Annotated in this window: 16 protein-coding genes; 11 read left to right on the forward strand and 5 right to left on the reverse strand. The window is 71.8% G+C overall.

Annotation, left to right across the window (positions count from 1 at the left end):
* Nucleotides 1-14 precede the first annotated feature (14 nt).
* From nudC to DA085_RS20885, 5 genes are all read left to right on the forward strand, one after another.
* Complete coding sequence (gene nudC, locus DA085_RS06825) at nucleotides 15-971, forward strand: NAD(+) diphosphatase (RefSeq protein ID WP_109472201.1); 957 nt, start codon at nucleotides 15-17, stop codon at nucleotides 969-971.
* A gap of 107 nt (nucleotides 972-1,078) precedes the next feature.
* A complete protein-coding gene (locus DA085_RS06830) occupies nucleotides 1,079-3,115 on the forward strand; it encodes an ATP-dependent DNA helicase UvrD2 (RefSeq protein WP_109472364.1) in 2,037 nt (678 codons plus the stop codon).
* 99 nt (nucleotides 3,116-3,214) lie between these two features.
* Entirely contained in the window at nucleotides 3,215-3,397 is a 183-nt protein-coding gene (locus tag DA085_RS06835; protein WP_109472202.1) for a hypothetical protein, read from the forward strand.
* 229 nt (nucleotides 3,398-3,626) lie between these two features.
* Nucleotides 3,627-3,890, forward strand: coding sequence for a WhiB family transcriptional regulator (locus DA085_RS06840; RefSeq protein ID WP_237565372.1), 264 nt, complete (start codon nucleotides 3,627-3,629; stop codon nucleotides 3,888-3,890).
* 34 nt (nucleotides 3,891-3,924) lie between these two features.
* Complete coding sequence (locus DA085_RS20885) at nucleotides 3,925-4,077, forward strand: hypothetical protein (RefSeq protein WP_154402123.1); 153 nt, start codon at nucleotides 3,925-3,927, stop codon at nucleotides 4,075-4,077.
* A gap of 70 nt (nucleotides 4,078-4,147) precedes the next feature.
* On the opposite strand, the gene DA085_RS06845 is transcribed toward DA085_RS20885, so the two are convergent.
* Together DA085_RS06845 and DA085_RS21300 are read right to left on the reverse strand one after the other, a co-directional pair.
* Nucleotides 4,148-5,026, reverse strand: a complete 879-nt coding sequence (locus tag DA085_RS06845) for a hypothetical protein (protein ID WP_109472204.1) — start codon at nucleotides 5,024-5,026, stop codon at nucleotides 4,148-4,150.
* A gap of 146 nt (nucleotides 5,027-5,172) precedes the next feature.
* Nucleotides 5,173-5,346, reverse strand: a complete 174-nt coding sequence (locus tag DA085_RS21300) for a DUF5679 domain-containing protein (RefSeq protein WP_109472365.1) — start codon at nucleotides 5,344-5,346, stop codon at nucleotides 5,173-5,175.
* A gap of 187 nt (nucleotides 5,347-5,533) precedes the next feature.
* On the opposite strand from DA085_RS21300, the gene DA085_RS06855 reads away from it, so the two are divergent.
* Complete coding sequence (locus tag DA085_RS06855) at nucleotides 5,534-6,154, forward strand: M48 family metallopeptidase (protein ID WP_109472205.1); 621 nt, start codon at nucleotides 5,534-5,536, stop codon at nucleotides 6,152-6,154.
* Nucleotides 6,155-6,250: 96 nt separating this feature from the next.
* Here DA085_RS06855 and DA085_RS06860 read toward each other — a convergent pair whose 3' ends face one another.
* Nucleotides 6,251-7,723, reverse strand: a complete 1,473-nt coding sequence (locus DA085_RS06860) for a zinc-dependent metalloprotease (protein WP_237565354.1) — start codon at nucleotides 7,721-7,723, stop codon at nucleotides 6,251-6,253.
* 123 nt (nucleotides 7,724-7,846) lie between these two features.
* On the opposite strand from DA085_RS06860, the gene DA085_RS06865 reads away from it, so the two are divergent.
* The 3 genes from DA085_RS06865 to DA085_RS06875 all read left to right on the forward strand — a co-directional run bounded on the left by DA085_RS06865 (nucleotide 7,847) and on the right by DA085_RS06875 (nucleotide 10,567).
* Nucleotides 7,847-8,947, forward strand: coding sequence for an NAD-dependent epimerase/dehydratase family protein (locus tag DA085_RS06865; protein ID WP_109472206.1), 1,101 nt, complete (start codon nucleotides 7,847-7,849; stop codon nucleotides 8,945-8,947).
* Between the two features lie 67 nt (nucleotides 8,948-9,014).
* Nucleotides 9,015-9,449 (forward strand): molybdenum cofactor biosynthesis protein MoaE, encoded by a 435-nt coding sequence (locus DA085_RS06870; protein ID WP_237565355.1) that lies wholly within the window; start codon nucleotides 9,015-9,017, stop codon nucleotides 9,447-9,449.
* Nucleotides 9,446-10,567, forward strand: a complete 1,122-nt coding sequence (locus DA085_RS06875) for a YlbL family protein (protein ID WP_109472208.1) — start codon at nucleotides 9,446-9,448, stop codon at nucleotides 10,565-10,567. The genes DA085_RS06870 and DA085_RS06875 overlap by 4 nt, the downstream gene beginning before the upstream one ends.
* Nucleotides 10,568-10,631: 64 nt before the next feature.
* On the opposite strand, the gene DA085_RS06880 is transcribed toward DA085_RS06875, so the two are convergent.
* On the reverse strand, nucleotides 10,632-11,150 hold the full coding sequence (locus DA085_RS06880; protein WP_237565356.1) for a PPA1309 family protein: 519 nt from the start codon (nucleotides 11,148-11,150) through the stop codon (nucleotides 10,632-10,634).
* A 170-nt stretch (nucleotides 11,151-11,320) separates the two neighbouring features.
* Between DA085_RS06880 and DA085_RS06885 the strand changes: the two genes are divergently transcribed.
* Entirely contained in the window at nucleotides 11,321-14,494 is a 3,174-nt protein-coding gene (locus DA085_RS06885; protein WP_237565357.1) for a UPF0182 family membrane protein, read from the forward strand.
* Nucleotides 14,495-14,767: 273 nt separating this feature from the next.
* Entirely contained in the window at nucleotides 14,768-15,028 is a 261-nt protein-coding gene (gene rpsT / locus DA085_RS06890; protein ID WP_109472211.1) for a 30S ribosomal protein S20, read from the forward strand.
* 288 nt (nucleotides 15,029-15,316) lie between these two features.
* On the opposite strand, the gene DA085_RS06895 is transcribed toward rpsT, so the two are convergent.
* Complete coding sequence (locus DA085_RS06895) at nucleotides 15,317-15,769, reverse strand: CoA-binding protein (RefSeq protein ID WP_109472212.1); 453 nt, start codon at nucleotides 15,767-15,769, stop codon at nucleotides 15,317-15,319.
* Nucleotides 15,770-15,829 lie beyond the last annotated feature (60 nt).

Raw genomic sequence — 15,829 nt, forward strand, 5'->3', positions numbered from 1 at the left:
CCTACAGTGGAGACGTGAGTCTGGATTCCGAGTCACTGCTCGACCTGTCGCTGTCCCGGGGGACCCTCCACCGCAATGGCAACGGCCGGCGGGACGGCGACCCCGTCGCGCGTGCCCTGGCAGACGCCGGCACCCGGGTCATCGACCTCGCCGATGGGCGCGCGCTGACCTGCCGGGTCGACGGCCGGCTGCGGCTGGTGCACCGCGCACCGCGGTTCGACGACGCCGCCGCGACCACGCTGTATCTCGGGCACGACGACGAGGGCACCACCTACGTGGCCGTGCTCCGTCCCGAGGGCGGCGACCTGCCCGAGGAGACCGCCCGCGGGTGGCGCACCCTCCGGGAGGTCGGCTCCGACCTCGATGACACGGACGCCGGGGTGCTGACCACGGCCGTCGCCCTGGCCAACTGGCACGCGCGCCACGGCTACTGCCCGCGCTGTGGCGCCCACACCGAGGTCGAGGAGGGCGGCTGGGTCCGCCGGTGCACGGCCGACGGCTCCCAGCACTACCCGCGGACCGACGCGGCGATCATCGTGGCGGTCATCGACCGGGACGAACGGATCCTGCTCGCCCGGGGTCCGCACTGGGCGGAGAACCGGCTGTCCGTGCTGGCTGGTTTCGTCGAGGCCGGCGAGTCGCTCGAGTCCGCCGTCCGTCGGGAGGTCCGGGAGGAGGTCGGCCTCTCCCTCGGTGAGCTCACCTACCGGGGCAACCAGCCGTGGCCGTTCCCCGCCTCGCTCATGGTCGGCTACACCGCGCTCGCCGAGGGGACCGAGCTGACCCTCGACCCCGTCGAGATCGCGGAGGCGCACTGGTTCACCCGGGGCGAGCTCTCCTTCGCCGCGCGCTCCGGCGAGGTCGCCCTGCCACCGCGCGTGTCGATCGCCCGGCACCTCATCGAGCACTGGCACGGCGGTCCGCTCGAGGTGGCCAGCGACAGCAACCCTGTGCCCGGACCGGCCCGGTGACGCTGCCGCTCCAGGGGTCCGCGACAGGTCCGCCCAGCTCGCCGGACGACATACTGCGGGGTCTGGACCCGGAGCAGTATGCCGTCGCGGCCACCCCGACCGGACCGATGTGCGTCCTGGCCGGGGCGGGGACCGGGAAGACCCGGGCGATCACCCACCGGATCGCGTATGGCGTGTGGTCCGGGACCTACCAGCCGTCCCAGGTGCTTGCGGTCACCTTCACCGCCCGCGCGGCGGGGGAGATGCGCACCAGGCTGCGTGGCCTGGGCGTCCCCGGGGTGCAGGCCCGCACCTTCCACGCGGCAGCACTGCGGCAGCTGCAGTTCTTCTGGCCGCAGGCCGTCGGTGGTGCCCCACCCGAGGTGGTCGCGCAGAAGGCGCCCGCCGTCGCGGAGGCCGCCGGACGGCTCCGGCTGCGGCTGGACCGGCCCGCGCTGCGTGACCTGGCCGCGGAGATCGAGTGGGCGAAGGTCAACCTGATCACCCCGCAGGGCTATCCGGAGGCGGTCCGCGGCCGCCGGGACGGTGTGGCAGGCCTGGACCTCACCGCGGTCGCCCGGCTGATGAGCACCTACGAGGACGTTAAGGGGGAGCGGCACGTCATCGACTTCGAGGACGTGCTGCTGCTGATGGTCGGGATCCTCGACGCTCACCCCAGGATCGCAGCGTCGGTGCGGGACCAGTACCGCCACTTCGTCGTCGACGAGTACCAGGACGTCAACCCGGTCCAGCAGCAACTGCTGGACCTGTGGGTCGGCGGGCGCGAGGAGGTCTGCGTCGTCGGGGACCCCGCCCAGACCATCTACTCCTTCACCGGGGCCTCACCCAGGCACCTGCTGGAGTTCCCGCAGCGCCACCCGGACGCCACCGTGGTGCGCCTGGTGCGCAACTACCGCTCCACGCCCCAGGTCGTGCAGCTGGCCAACCTGGTGCTGGGCCCCGGCGCCCGCGGCGGGGTCGAGCTGCGCGCCCAGGGCGAGGCGGGACCGCAACCACGCCTCACGGCCTACCCGGACGACGTGGCCGAGGCGGCGGGCGTGGCCGGTGAGATCCGTGCCCGGATCCATGCCGGCACGCCCGCGGCCCAGATCGCCGTGCTGTTCCGCACCAACGCCCAGTCCGAGGCCGTCGAGTCCGCCCTGGCCGGACGCGACGTGCCCTACCTCGTGCGTGGTGGGGAGCGGTTCTTCTCCCGCCCCGAGGTGCGCCAGGCGGTGCTGTTGCTGCGGGGTGCGAGCCGCAGCGACACCGGCAGCCGGCCGTTGGGGCAGACGGTCCGCGACGTGATCGGCGGCGCGGGCTGGAGCCCGCAGCCCCCGACGGCAGGGGCCGCCAGCCGGGAGCGCTGGGAGTCGCTGGAGGCGCTGGCCAACCTCGCCGACGACCTGGTGACCGTGGAGCCGGAGGCCCGCGTGGCCACCTTCGTGGCCGAGCTCGACCGGCGGGCGGCCGAGCAGCACGCGCCGACCGTGCAGGGCGTCACCCTCGCCTCGCTCCACGCGGCCAAGGGGCTGGAGTGGGACGTCGTCTTCATCATCGGCTGCAGCGAGGGGCTCCTTCCTGTGTCGATGGCCGAGGGTGCTGAGCGCATCGAGGAGGAGCGCAGGCTGCTCTACGTGGGGCTGACCCGGCCCCGGCGGGAGCTCCTGCTCAGCTGGGCGGCGGCCCGCGGCTCCGGCGGCCGGGGCACCCGCAAGCCCTCCCGCTTCCTCCAGCCGGCGGGGCACCTGCTGGGACTGCGCAAGGGGGCGCAGGGCCGCACCGAGAAGGCCACCGTCCGCACCCCCCGCCGACCCAAGACCTGCCGCACCTGCGGCACCGTCCTGGAGACCGCGGCGGAACGCAAGGTCGGCCGTTGTGGCGACTGCCCGCCGACCTACGACGAGGCGACCTTCGAGCGACTGCGGGACTGGCGCCTCCAGGTGTCCAGGGAGCAGGACGTGCCCGCCTTCGTCGTCTTCACCGACGCGACCCTGACGGCGATCGCCGAGTCGACACCGACCAGCACGGAGGCGCTGGCCCGGATCGCTGGCGTCGGGCCCCGCAAGCTCGACCTCTACGGTGCGGACGTGCTCGCTGTTCTGGCTGGTCAGGGCGTTTCTGAGGGGCCGCACAAAGATTCTCCAGCAAATCGCGATAAATAGATTGCGCGCCCGTGAGGGCCCGGCGTACGGTAGGTCCTGACCAACCCGCCGGGGGTGACAACCGGGGGCCGACAGACACGAGTGAGAGGAGGCGGAACCATGGAGACCATGACCATGACTGGCAAGGCAGGCACCAAGGGTGCACTGTGCCGTGTTTCCGTCCGCCCGCTCGAGGTTCGGCGGGTGCGCGTCGGCACGGACATCTTCGGTGCCGGTTTCGGTGCCGCCATCGACAACCCTGCCACCGATGTGGCGTTCCCCCGTGTGAGGGCTCTGGACTAGGTCCACCTCCCCCTCGCAGGCCGCGGAACCCCATCAGAGGATCCGCGGCCTTTGTGCATCTGCAGTAGGTGCCCCAGGTCACGGTCCTCCACCAAGGAGCCAAGCCATGACTGATCAGGACGGGGCCACGGGCCCACACCGCCACTGCACATCTCGCGAGGAAGGGAACAGCGTGTCAACCCACGCAGGCGTCAGGAACGCCGAGTACACCGAGCCGTCGACTCCCTGGTTGGTCGGGGGGACCATCGACACCGAGGCCGAGCTGCCCTGCCGGGAGCACCCGGCGGACCTCTGGTTCGCGGAACTGCCCGAGGAGGTCGAGGCGGCCAAGGCACTCTGCAACGACTGCCCGATCCGCGCCCTCTGCCTGGAGCAGGCACTGGAGCGGCGCGAGCCGTGGGGTGTCTGGGGCGGTCAGCTCGTGCTCCAGGGTGTCGTGGTGCCGCGCAAGCGGCCCCGCGGCCGGCCCCGCAAGAACCCCGTCGCCGCCTGAGCGGCGCGGACCCACACTGACAAGGAGACCCACGATGTATCACCTGATGGAGGAGCAGCTGGCTCGTTCCCGGCACCGGGAGCGGACCACGGAGCTCGAGCGGGCGCACCGGCAGAAGCTGGCCGGTGGCCTGCAGCCGACCGCCCAGCGGCAGCACCTGCTGCTGGCACACCTCCTGATGCGGTGACACCGGCACGTGCCGGGGCGCATTGCCAGTCGTCGCAGCAGGACCACCCACCGAGGCGGGGTCGACACACCTACCGTGTGCCGGCCCCGTCTCCCGCTGTGTCCGGTGCGCCGCACCCGCAGCGCGGGTGCGGCGTCCAGACCCTCGTGTGGACCTCGGGCCACGGCAGGCCGACGTGCCAGGAGACGCCGAGGGCCCGGCCGGGGGCGGTCACGCACTCCAGCACGAGCATGGTGACCATCGTGGCGATGGTGGCTGCCTGGGCCGGCGGGGCGTCCACCGCATGAGCCAGATCGGTTGGGGGAGAGCTCAGCTGGGTGAGGATGCTGGGCCACGCGTGATCGCGGTCGCCGCGGTGGAGGTCCAGGCAGCGCAGGCAGGCTGACCGGCCGGGGTGGATGAGCGGGCCGATCACCACCTCGCCGTCGCGCAGGACCACTGGCAGGTGCGGGACACCGGCACGCTGCCAGGCCCTGCCCTCGTCCGGCGCCACCACGTCCCGGGAGCAGACCACCGCCAGGTCGCCGGGTCCGCACCCCGCGCTGTCGCCTCCCGCGTCCCCGCGGACGTCGTCCTGGGTGACGAGCCGGCCGACCCCGGCCCCGCGCAGCTCCTGCCCGAGCCGCTCGACCACGGTGCCGCGGCCGCTCACGCAGACGACCTGCTCGGCGGGCACTTCGACCGGAGCCTCGCGGTCGACCAGCAGTCCGTGCCCGCGCAACGTGTCCACCAGCTCCTCGACGCGTTGGAGGGGCACCCCGAACTGGCGGGCCAGGGAGGCGTCACGCGACGTGCCCGCCGCACCGGTGAGCGACAACAGGAGGTCGGTCTCGCGCTCGGTCAGTCCGGCGAGCACGATGCCGCTGGCCGGCGAGAGACCGAACTGGACCTCGCCGGCGCCGCGCCGCACCGCGCGGGCCGTGGGGCGGAGCCGGACCATCGGGGACATGTCGTGACCCTGCCACGGGAGCAGCGCGGCGCGAGGGCGTTATCCACAGTGAGGCCTGGAGGGCTGTCGTGAGGCCAGGTTCCGGACAGCACGAGGGCGGGTCGGTGCAGACACCGACCCGCCCTCGTGCAGGCGTGACTACCGGCTCAGGCGCTGGTGGCCTTGCCGAGGATCCGGTTGAGGTTGGTGCCACACACCGGGCACTTGCCCTTGGCCATGCGACGGCCGTTCGTCTCCACAACGTTCCCCTCAGCCTCGCGCTTCTCCTTGCACTTCACGCAGTAGAACTCGCCCTGGTAGGTCTCGTTGGTCTCAGCCATGGTCACTCACTCCTCATCATTTCGCGGGCCGGAACCCGACTCGTGCGGGTCGTGCGACCCGCAATTCCTTCCCACCCTAGACACACCCACGCACGAATCACGCACAATTCGTGCTCAGACTGCTGCGTGTCGTGTGCCTGTGGACATCCGTGTTCCGGGTCCATCCAGGCGGCTAACGTGGCCTCCCATGACCGGCAGACCTCTCGACCACGGCGGCGCAGGATCCCCCAGGACGCCGCAGCCGCGCATCGAGATCCGTCGCAGCAGCCGGCGGCGACGCACCGTGTCGGCGCGTCTGGAGGGCGACACCCTCGTGGTGCTCATGCCGGCCGGGCTCAGACCCGAGCAGGAGCAGGAGCACGTCGACCGGCTCCTCGCGAGGGTCCTGCGGGCCCGGGCGCGCGAGCGGCTCCAGCGGGACGACCTGATGGGACGGGCCCTGGCCCTGTCGGAGCGTTACCTGGACGGAAGGGCGCGCCCGACGTCGATCCGCTGGGTGACCAACCAGCAGCAACGCTGGGGCTCCTGCAGCCCGGCGACGGGCGCCATCCGACTGTCGACCAACCTCGAGGGCATGCCGGCCTGGGTCGTGGACAGTGTGATCGTGCACGAGCTGGCACACCTGCTCGAGGCCAACCACGGGCCACGTTTCCAGGCCCTCGTCCGTCGCTACGAGCGTTATGAGGAGTCCAGGACCTACCTGCGGGGCGTCGCCTTCGGCATGGGGCGCCCCGAGCTGGACACCGCGCTCGGAGCCGAGGGGGACGCTGACCCGACTGCTCCGGTCGACGACGTCGAGGAGACCTGAGACCTGCTCGTCACCGGCGGGCCGCCCCGAAGGCGGGCAGGCTGTCGCAGCTGCCGGTGTCGCTGTAGCAGCCGTCGTTGTCAGCGACCTGCTGGCTCAGGACTCCTCGTCGTTGAGCAGACGCTCCAGCTCCTCATCCATGCTCGAGTCGTCGGTGTCGGCGCGGGTGGCGCGCTCGACGAAGCCCAGCGGGTCGTCGAGGTCGGCGGCCCGGGGGGCCAGGTCGGGGTGGTCCCAGGCCCGGTCACGGGCGCTCGCGCCCGCCTCGGCCTCCAGGGCGGCCCACAGGTTTGCCGCGTCGCGGAGCCGCCGCGGGCGCAGCTCGAGGCCGACCAGGGAGGCGAAGACCTTCTCCGCCGGCCCACCCGTGGCGCGGCGCCGCCGCACCGCCTCGGCGAGGGACTGGGCATTGGGCAGGTGTGGCTCGCTCGCGCGTCCGGCGACGGTGTCGACCCACCCCTCGACCAGCGCCAGGTAGGTCTCCAGGCGGGTCAGGGCGGCGCGCTGCGCCTCGCTCGGCTCCGGGGAGAACAGCGAGCCCGAGACGGCCTCCTGCATGGCCTGCGGGTCGTTGGGGTCGACCGTCCGCAGGGCCGCCTCGATGCCCTCCGTGTCGAACCTGATGTCCCGCGCGTAGTCCTGGACCGCGGTGAGCAGCTGGGGGCCCAGCCAGGGGACAGCAGCGAACAACCGGACGCGGGCGGCCTCCCGGACCGCGAGGTACAGGTGCACCTCGCCCGGGTCGATCTGCAGGCCCTCGGCGAAGGCCGCGACGTTGGCGGGCACCAGGGCGACCGTCTCGCCAGGCAGCAGCGGGAGCCCGACCTCGGTGCCGGACACCGTCTCGGTGGCCAGGCCACCGACGGCCTGCCCCACCTGGGCACCGAACATGCCGGCGCTCATCCGGCGCATCATCGGCTCGATCTGTCCCAGGAGCGCGCGAGGGTCCATGCCCTGGGGGATCCCCGGCAGCTGGGGGAGCTCGCCGTCCCCGAGCTCGCGTAGCTGGTCCTGCATGGCGCCGGTCATGGCGGCCGCGACGCCCGCGGCGACCGGCTCGGTCAGGGTCTGCCACACCGGCATGCTCTGCTCGACCCACTCGGCCCGGCTCAGGGCTCGCACGCGCCCCTCGGGGGGCGCCAGGTCAGTGACCTGGTCCAACCAGAGGTTGGCCACCTGCACGACCTGCTCGACGTCGCGCTGCGTGGAGTCGGCGATGCTCTGGTCGCCGGTCTCCGCGACGGCCCGCCGGGCGGCGTCGGTCGCCACGCCCATGTTGACCGCGGACCCGTCGTCACCCCCGGACATCATGGCCTGCACCTGCGCCTGGACCATCTGCATCATGGCGGGGTCGATCTGCCCCAGCCCCATGGCCTCCAGCTGCTGGCGCAGCTCGGGTGGCAGCTCACCCCCGCCGAACAGGGCGCCCAGAGGGTCCTCGGCGCCGCCCGGGGAGGCGCCTGCTCCGGAGCCCTGGTCGCCGCTGCCGCGGAAACCCATCGGCTGGTTCTGGCCGTCGGTCTCGTTGTCACCGGCTCCGCGGTCGCCGGGGTTCTTCTCGTCCGACACGGCTCTTCCTTCCGTCGCGCTGTATCCGGTTGCCCATCATGCCCGTCCTGAGAGGATGATCGACGGCAACGCCGCTCCAGGTGGCGCACCAACCGTTACCCGACACAACACGAGGAGCCGCCCATGAGTTCCCAATCCGGGCGCTTTCGCTCTGGGCGTACGCCCGGCTCCCTGCGGGTCGCCGTCACCCGGGCGGGCTCGCGTCTGGGCACGGCGGTCGCCGGAGCGCTGACGGCCGACGGCGACGAGGTGATCGGGCTGGACAGCCGGTCCGGTGCGGCGACCGACGTGCACTGGCGGCTGACCGACCTGACCTCGCCGCACCTCGTGGACGCGCTGCGCGACGTGGACGCCCTCGTGCACCTCGCGCACGGGGTGCACCTGGCCAGCGAGCTCTCCGAGGACCCGGCTGTCCGACGGGACCGGATGATGCGGGAGCTGCAGACCCTCACCGTCTCCGCCGCGGCGGCGGGGGTCCGGCACCTCGTGGTGGTGACCAGCGCGATGATCTACGGTGCCCGCCCGGACAACGAGGTGCCGCTCCCGGAGGACAGCCCGCTGCGCTCGGGGGACACGGAGGGCATGGTGGCGGACCTCGTCGACGTGGAGGAGCTGCTGGACCGGGCCCGGGAGGTGCACCCCGGTCTGCGGGTCACCTCCGTGCGGCCCGCGGCGCTGGTGGGACCCGGCGTGGACAGCATCATCACGCGCCACTTCGAGGCTCCCCGGCTGCTGACGCTCAAGGGGTCAGCGCCCCGCTGGCAGTTCTGCCACGTGGACGACCTCGGCGCGGCGGTGCGCGTCGTCCTGCACCAGGAGCTCGGGCCGGTGGTGGCCGTCGGGGCACCCGGCAGCCTCAGCCAGGAGCAGCTCGAGGAGCTCTCCGGCATGCGCCACGTCGCCGTGGCCCCCAGCGCGGCACACGGCGCGGCGGACCGGTTGCACCGTCTCGGGGTGCTCCCGCTGCCGGCCTCCGACCTGGCCTACGTGTCCGACCCGTGGGTGGTCGACCCGCGGCAGCTCATGCGCAACGGGTGGCGCCCCGCCCACGACAACGCCGCCTGCGTCCAGGTCCTGCTGGAGGACGTCAGGGGACACCACGCCCTGATGGCTCGTCGGGTCGAGCGCAAGGACGCGGCCCTGGGAGCGGCCGGCGCCGCGAGCGCAGCCGTGGCGGTCGTCGCCACCGCCGCCCTGCTCCGCCGCCGACGCCGACGACCGTGAGCACCGGACCAGGATGCACCCGGGGGACGCTCAGGCTCTTCCCGGCCGCGTATTGGATGATGGCGCGGTGAGTGGTGTGGAACAGCAGGTCGTCCGTGTCGAGATCGTGGACTCCGGTCCATCGGTCGATGAGGTGCTGGCGGCGGTCCGGCACCCGGCCGCCGGCGCCGTCGCGATCTTCGTCGGGACGGTCCGCGACCACGACGGAGGACGCGAGGGTGTCGTGCGCCTGGACTACAGCGCCCACCCCGACGCGGTGGAGCAGCTCGCCGCCGTGGCCCGGGAGGTCGCTGGTATGCCGGGGGTCCAGCGCGTCGCGGCCGTCCACCGGCGCGGGGAGCTGGCTGTGGGAGACACCGCCGTCGTGTGCGCGGTCTCGGCCGCGCACCGGGCGGAGGCCTTTGCGGGGTGCCGCACGCTGATCGAGCAGCTGAAGGCCAGGGTGCCGATCTGGAAGAAGCAGCTGTTCGAGACCGGGTCCACCGAGTGGGTCGGCCTGTGAACTACTACGGGGGCCAGCCGGTCGAGCGCCCCCCGCACCCACCGCATACCCGCATCGGGTGGGCGACCGGTCTCGGGCTGGCGCTGGCCGTGCTCACTGTGGCGGCCGTGGCAGTGCTCAACCTGGTCACCGTCGACAAGGTCATCTACCGACCCGCCGGGGTGCACGACACGCTCGGTGAGCTGAACGGTGACCCGATCGTGCACGTGGAGGGTCTGGAGACCTACGAGACCAGCGGCAGCCTCGACTTCCTGACGATCCTGATCGACGGGGGGCCGCGTTCGGAGGTCACCGGCTGGGACTGGCTGCTGGCCGAGCTGAACCCGGCGACGGATGTCTACGACGCCGACCTGATCTATCCCCCCGACGTGACCGCGCAGGAGATCCAGGAGCAGAACGTCGAGCTCATGTCGCAGTCGCAGCTGGGTGCAGCGGTCGTGGCGCTGCGGGCGATCGGCATCGAGGTGCCGGAGGAGGTCAAGGTCGCCCAGGTGATCAAGGACGCCCCGGCGGCCGACACCCTGGAGGTGAACGACCAGATCGTCTCGGTGGACGGCACGGAGATCACCAGCCCGGAGGACGTGCGCGTCAGGCTCCAGGACTATGAGCCCGGTGAGGCGGTGCCGTTCACCATCCTGCGGGACGGTGAGGAGCTCGAGCTCGACGTGCCGACGGGGGAGGGCGACCCCGACCCGCTCGACCCCGACGCGCCACCGCGCACCGTCATCGGCGTCTACCTGGCCAGCGACTTCGAGCTGCCCTACGAGGTCACCATCGACGCCGGCAACGTCGGCGGTCCGTCCGCGGGCATGATGTTCTCACTGGCCATCTACGACAAGATCACCCCGGGGCAGCTCACCGGCGGCCTGGACTTCGCCGGCACCGGCACGATCAGCTCGGACGGCACGGTGGGTGGCATCGGTGGCATCCGGCAGAAGATGCACGCCGCGGAGGATGCCGGCGTGGACTACTTCCTGGCCCCCGCCGAGAACTGCGACGAGGTCTCCGGCCGGGTCCCTGGGGACCTGGACGTCGTCAAGATCGAGACCTTCAGCCAGGCCCGGGACATCGTGGAGGGCCTCGGCAAGGGGGAGGACGTCGCGCTGCCCCGGTGCTGAGGGAAGGGTGGCCCGGGGGGCCTCGGCAAGGGGGAGGACGTCGCGCTGCCCCGGTGCTGAGGGGTCAGTTGCTGAGGGTGGCCCGGAGCGCCTCGACGAGGCCGGGGGCGATGTCCTTGCCGATCGCGACCGCGTCGTCGCTGTCGTGCTCGCGCTGCCGCAGCAGGCACACCGACTCGCCGCTGCGCAGCACCGCGGCCAGCAGGCGGACGTCCCGGCGGGCCGGGTGCTGAGCCAGCGCCTCGGTCGCCTCGGTGGGGTTCAGCGGGAGGTCGCGCTCGGCCTCCGGTGGCACCACGATGCGCTCGAGCGCGATCGCCGCACCGTCCACCCCGTCGGGCCAGCCGAGCGTGCCGAGCATCGTCTCGATGTTGGAGGTCTGCGCCATGCCCTCCTGCTCGATCGAGGTCAGCCCCTCCGGCGGTGAGCCGGCGAGCTGGGCGCGCAGCCCCGGCTCGGCGTCCATCAGCGCGTCGGTGCGGACCAGGGCGAACAGCCTGGGGGCCTGGTCCCAGCCCAGTTTGGCGACGTGCCGCTCGGTGTCGGCGGCGGCCTTGGTGAGGATCTCTGACAGGTCGGACACCAGCCCATCGTGCCATCCGCTGCCGTCGACGCGGGACGCGTCGCCGCCCGACGGCCTGGGGGGAGCGGCCCTGCCGACCTGGGCACGGCTCCCGCCGGGCCGCTGGGTTAGCGTTGGGGGGACAAGTGGTGGGCTGGCCGACCCGATCGGCCGCGAGGAAGCGGGTAGCAGTGACTGAGCGTGATGGGACGACTCCGGAGGAGCCGCAGGACGACTCGGCCCGGATGCCCAAGGACCCGTGGTCCCGGGGCCCGGAGAACCCGTTCGGGATCGGCTCCCGCGGACCGCGCGGACAGGGCACGGCTGCCGGCGCCGGCGGGGGGCGGCCGGGCGGTGGGCGGCCCGGTCTGGGAGGACGAGGCAGGTTCCTGCCGACCGTCCTGATCCTGGTCGGTGTGCTCACCGCCATCACCTGGCTCGCCCAGCTGTGGACCGAGTTCCTCTGGTACGACTCCGTCGGCTACCGCACCGTGCTGACCACCCGGTTGCTCACGCAGATCGTCCTCTTCGTCAGCGCGGGTGTCGTCACGGGCCTCCTCGTGTGGTCCTCGCTCCACCTGGCCTACCGCAACCGGCCGATCTACGCCCCGAGCAGCCCCGAGCAGGTCAACCTGGACCGTTACCGCGCGGCGCTCGACCCCGTGCGCCGCCTGGTCTTCCTCGGCGCCCCGATCCTGCTCGGCCTCTTCGCCGGTTCGGCGATGGCCGCCCAGTGGCAGACCGTGCTGCTGTGGGTGAACCGCCAGCCGTTCGGGGTGACGGACCCGCAGTTCAACATCGACGTCGGGTTCTTCGTCTTCACGATGCCGTGGCTCAACGTCCTGGTCAGCTTCGCCACGCTGACCCTGGGGCTGGCTCTGGTCGGTGCGCTGATGACCCACTACATCTACGGCGGCCTGCAGCTGCAGGGGCCGGGGGAGAAGACCACCCCCGCTGCCCGGATCCACCTGTCGGTCCTGCTCGCCGTCCTGGTCGGGGTGCGGGCGCTCGCCTTCTGGCTGGAGCGCTACAGCCTGGCCACCGCTGAGCACGGGCGGATGACCGGCATGACCTACACCGACGTCAACGCGGTCCTGCCGACCCGAGGCGTCCTGGCCATCGCCGCCATCCTCTGTGCCCTGCTGTTCCTCTCCACGATCTGGACCCGCAACTGGCGCCTGCCGCTGATCGGCCTGGCCGGGCTGGTCGTCATCGCTCTGCTGGTCGGAGGCGCCTACCCGGCCCTGGTCCAGTCCCTGCGCGTGCAGCCCTCGGAGGCGCAGCTGGAGGAGCCCTTCATCCAGCGCAACATCGATGCCACGCTCGCGGCCTACGGGCTCACCGACACCGAGGTCACGCCCTACGAGGCCGAGACGGAGGCGACGCCCGGCCAGCTCCGGGAGGACGCCGAGACCGTGCCCGGCATCCGCATCGTCGACCCGGCGATCGTGTCCGACACCTTCCGGCAGCTGCAGGGTGTGCGCAACTACTACCAGTTCCCCGACGCCCTGGACGTCGACCGCTACGACGTCGACGGTGAGACCGTGGACACCGTCGTCGCGGTCCGTGAGCTGCGGCTCGACGGCATCCCCGATGCCCAGCGCAACTGGGTCAACGACCACACGGTCTACACCCACGGCTTCGGACTGGTCGCCGCCTACGGCAACCAGCGCACCAAGGACGGCGAGCCGATCTTCTATCACCGCAACATCCCGCCCGTCGGCGAGCTCGGTGACTTCGAGCCGCGGATCTACTTCGGCGAGCACTCCCCGTCCTACTCCATCGTGGGTGCCCCCGACGGCGCCACCCCGCGGGAGCTGGACTTCCCCGACAGCGCCAACGAGTCAGGGGAGACCCGTAACACCTACACCGGTGGCGGCGGTGTCGACATGGGCTCCTTCGCTCGCCAGCTGGCCTACGCCATCAAGTACCGCCAGGTCGAGATCCTGCTGTCCGACAGTGTCGGCCCCGAGTCCCGGATGCTGGACCACCGGGAGCCACGGGAGCGCGTCGAGCGGGTCGCCCCGTGGCTACGCCTGGACGGTAACCCCTACCCGGCGGTGGTGGACGGGCGCATCAAGTGGATCGTGGACGGCTACACCGTGTCCGCGAACTACCCCTACAGCGAGCTCGAGGCCCTCGGTGAGGTCACCACCGACTCGCTCGTGGCGACCTCGCAGAACGTCCGTTCCATCGGCCAGGGCGACGTCAACTACATCCGGAACTCGGTCAAGGCCACCGTCGACGCCTACGACGGCGAGGTCACGCTCTACGCCTGGGAGGAGGAGGACCCGCTGCTCAAGGCGTGGTCCTCGGCGTTCGAGAACACCGTCCAGCCGATGTCGGAGATCGACGGTGAGCTGATGGGGCACCTGCGCTATCCCGAGGACCTGTTCAAGGTGCAGCGCGAGGTCATGGCGCGCTACCACGTGGACACCGCTGAGGCGTTCTTCGGTGGCCAGGACTTCTGGGAGGTGTCGGCCGACGAGAGCGCCGCCGGAGACACCGTGGTCGCGATGCCGCCGTACTACCTGAGCATCGCCATGCCCGGTCAGGAGGAGCCCACCTTCTCCCTGACCAGCACCTACATCCCCGGTGGGGACCGACAGAACCTCGTGGGTTACCTCGCTGTCGACGCCGATGCCGGCGACACAGCCGGCGAGAAACGTGAGGGCTACGGCCAGATGCGGCTGCTGGAGCTGCCGCGTGACTCCACCGTGACGGGTCCGGGACAGTTCCAGAACGAGATCGAGTCCTCCAACGCCAACTCCGAGGCGTTCACCCAGACCCTGTCCCAGTTCCTGTCGCTGAACCGACAGGCCGGGTCACGGGTCGAGATCGGCAACCTGCTGACCCTGCCGGTCGGCGGTGGGCTGCTCTACGTCGAGCCGATCTATGTCCGCGCGGCCGGCGGGTCGTCCTACCCGCTGCAGCGTCTGGTCGTGGTCTCCTTCGGCAACGAGCTGGCCTGGTCGGACACGCTGGACGGTGCACTGGACGAGCTGTTCGGCGGGGACTCCGGTGCGACGGCGGGCGATGAGGGGACCGGCACCGACGAACCGGTCACCGATCCGGTCGTGCCGCCTACCGAGGGCGTCGAGCCGCCCGGAGACGGTGAGGACCAGACCGCGGAGCCGCCCACCGGCGAGGAGCCGACCGGAGACCTCGCCGACGCCGTGGCCGACATCCAGACGGCCTACGAGGACGGCCAGGCAGCGCTGCGCGACGGCGACTGGGAGGCCTTCGCCGAGGCCCAGCAGCGGCTCGACGAGGCGATCGCCCGCGCGATCGAGCTGTCGCCGGAGGGCGGCTCCGTCAGCGTGGACCCGACCGACGACACCAGCGAGACCACCGCGACGCCCTGACGCTCCTGCCTCCACCGGCTCCGGCCGGTGGAGGCGGAGCCCAGCCAGCCGGGCGACGTCCCGCAGGCAGGGCCGGGTCGGGACCGATCCGCATACGGCAGTTTGGGTCAGCTCCCACCGGACTGGTAGATTTCGTCCTTGCGTGCGCGCTTCAGGTCGTGCGCGCATGCAGCACAACCCTCACACGGTTCACGCAAAGGGTGCCCCACGCCCGGTCCCGAACTGTGTGTGTCGCCCTCAACGACACAATCCGACCAAGCAGGAAGACTTTTCGTGGCAAACATCAAGTCCCAGATCAAGCGCATCAAGACCAACGCCAAGGCCACCGAGCGCAACCGCGCCCACAAGGCCGAGCTGCGCACCTGGATGCGCAAGTTCCGCGAGGCGCACGCCTCCGGCGACGCCGAGGCGACCCAGTCCGCCCTGCAGGCTGCGTCCCGCAAGCTGGACAAGGCGGTCAGCAAGGGCGTCATCCACAAGAACCAGGCCGCCAACAAGAAGTCGGCGATGGCCAAGAAGGCCCTGTCTCTCTGAGGCTCCTGCACCATGACGCGAGGGCGTCCACCCGCTGGGTGGGCGCCCTCAGTCGTCCTGGTTGGCGCTCCATGCGCCCAGTGGGCCGGGATGTCGGTCGCTCGGTGGGCCGGGGTGTCGGGTGACCGCGCGCTCGGTGGGCCGGGACGTCAGGTGACCGCGCGCTCGGTGGGCCGGGGTGTCGGGTGACCGCGCGCTCGGTGGGCCGGGGTGTCGGGTGACCGCGCGCTCGGTGGGCCGGGATGTCGGGTGACCGCGCGCTCGGTGGGGTTGTAGTGAGGGTGGGCCTCAGAAACCGCTGGGGGTGCTGTACTCGATCTTCGGGCAGGTGTCCATGACAACACTCAGCCCGGCGTCCTTGGCGCGCTGCGCCGCCTCCTCGTCGACCACGCCGAGCTGCAGCCAGACGGCGGTGATGCCGAGGCGTTCGGCCTGCTCGATCGCCTGGTCGACGACCGCTCCCACCCGCGAGGAGTTGACGAAGCAGTCCACGACGTCGACCGTGACCCCGTCGGGGATGTCCGCCAGGCTGGCATAGCCGGTCTCCCCGAGCGTGGGCTCGGCGCGCGGGTGCACGGGGACCACCCGGTGGCCGAGCGATTCCTGCAGGAACCGGGCCACTCCGTAGGCGGTGCGGGCGGTGTTGGCCGACAGCCCCACCACGGCCCAGGTTGCTGAGGTGTGCAGCAGCCGGGTGATGACGCTGTCGTCGTTGCGGTGCCGGCGACGTGTCTCGGTCATGTACCCAGTATGCGTGTGTCCTCCGCCGAGCGGCGATCTGGTCCCCTGGTCGGACCCTCC

Source organism: Ornithinimicrobium cavernae (assembly GCF_003121625.1).
In the GTDB taxonomy this organism is placed as follows: domain Bacteria; phylum Actinomycetota; class Actinomycetes; order Actinomycetales; family Dermatophilaceae; genus Ornithinicoccus; species Ornithinicoccus cavernae.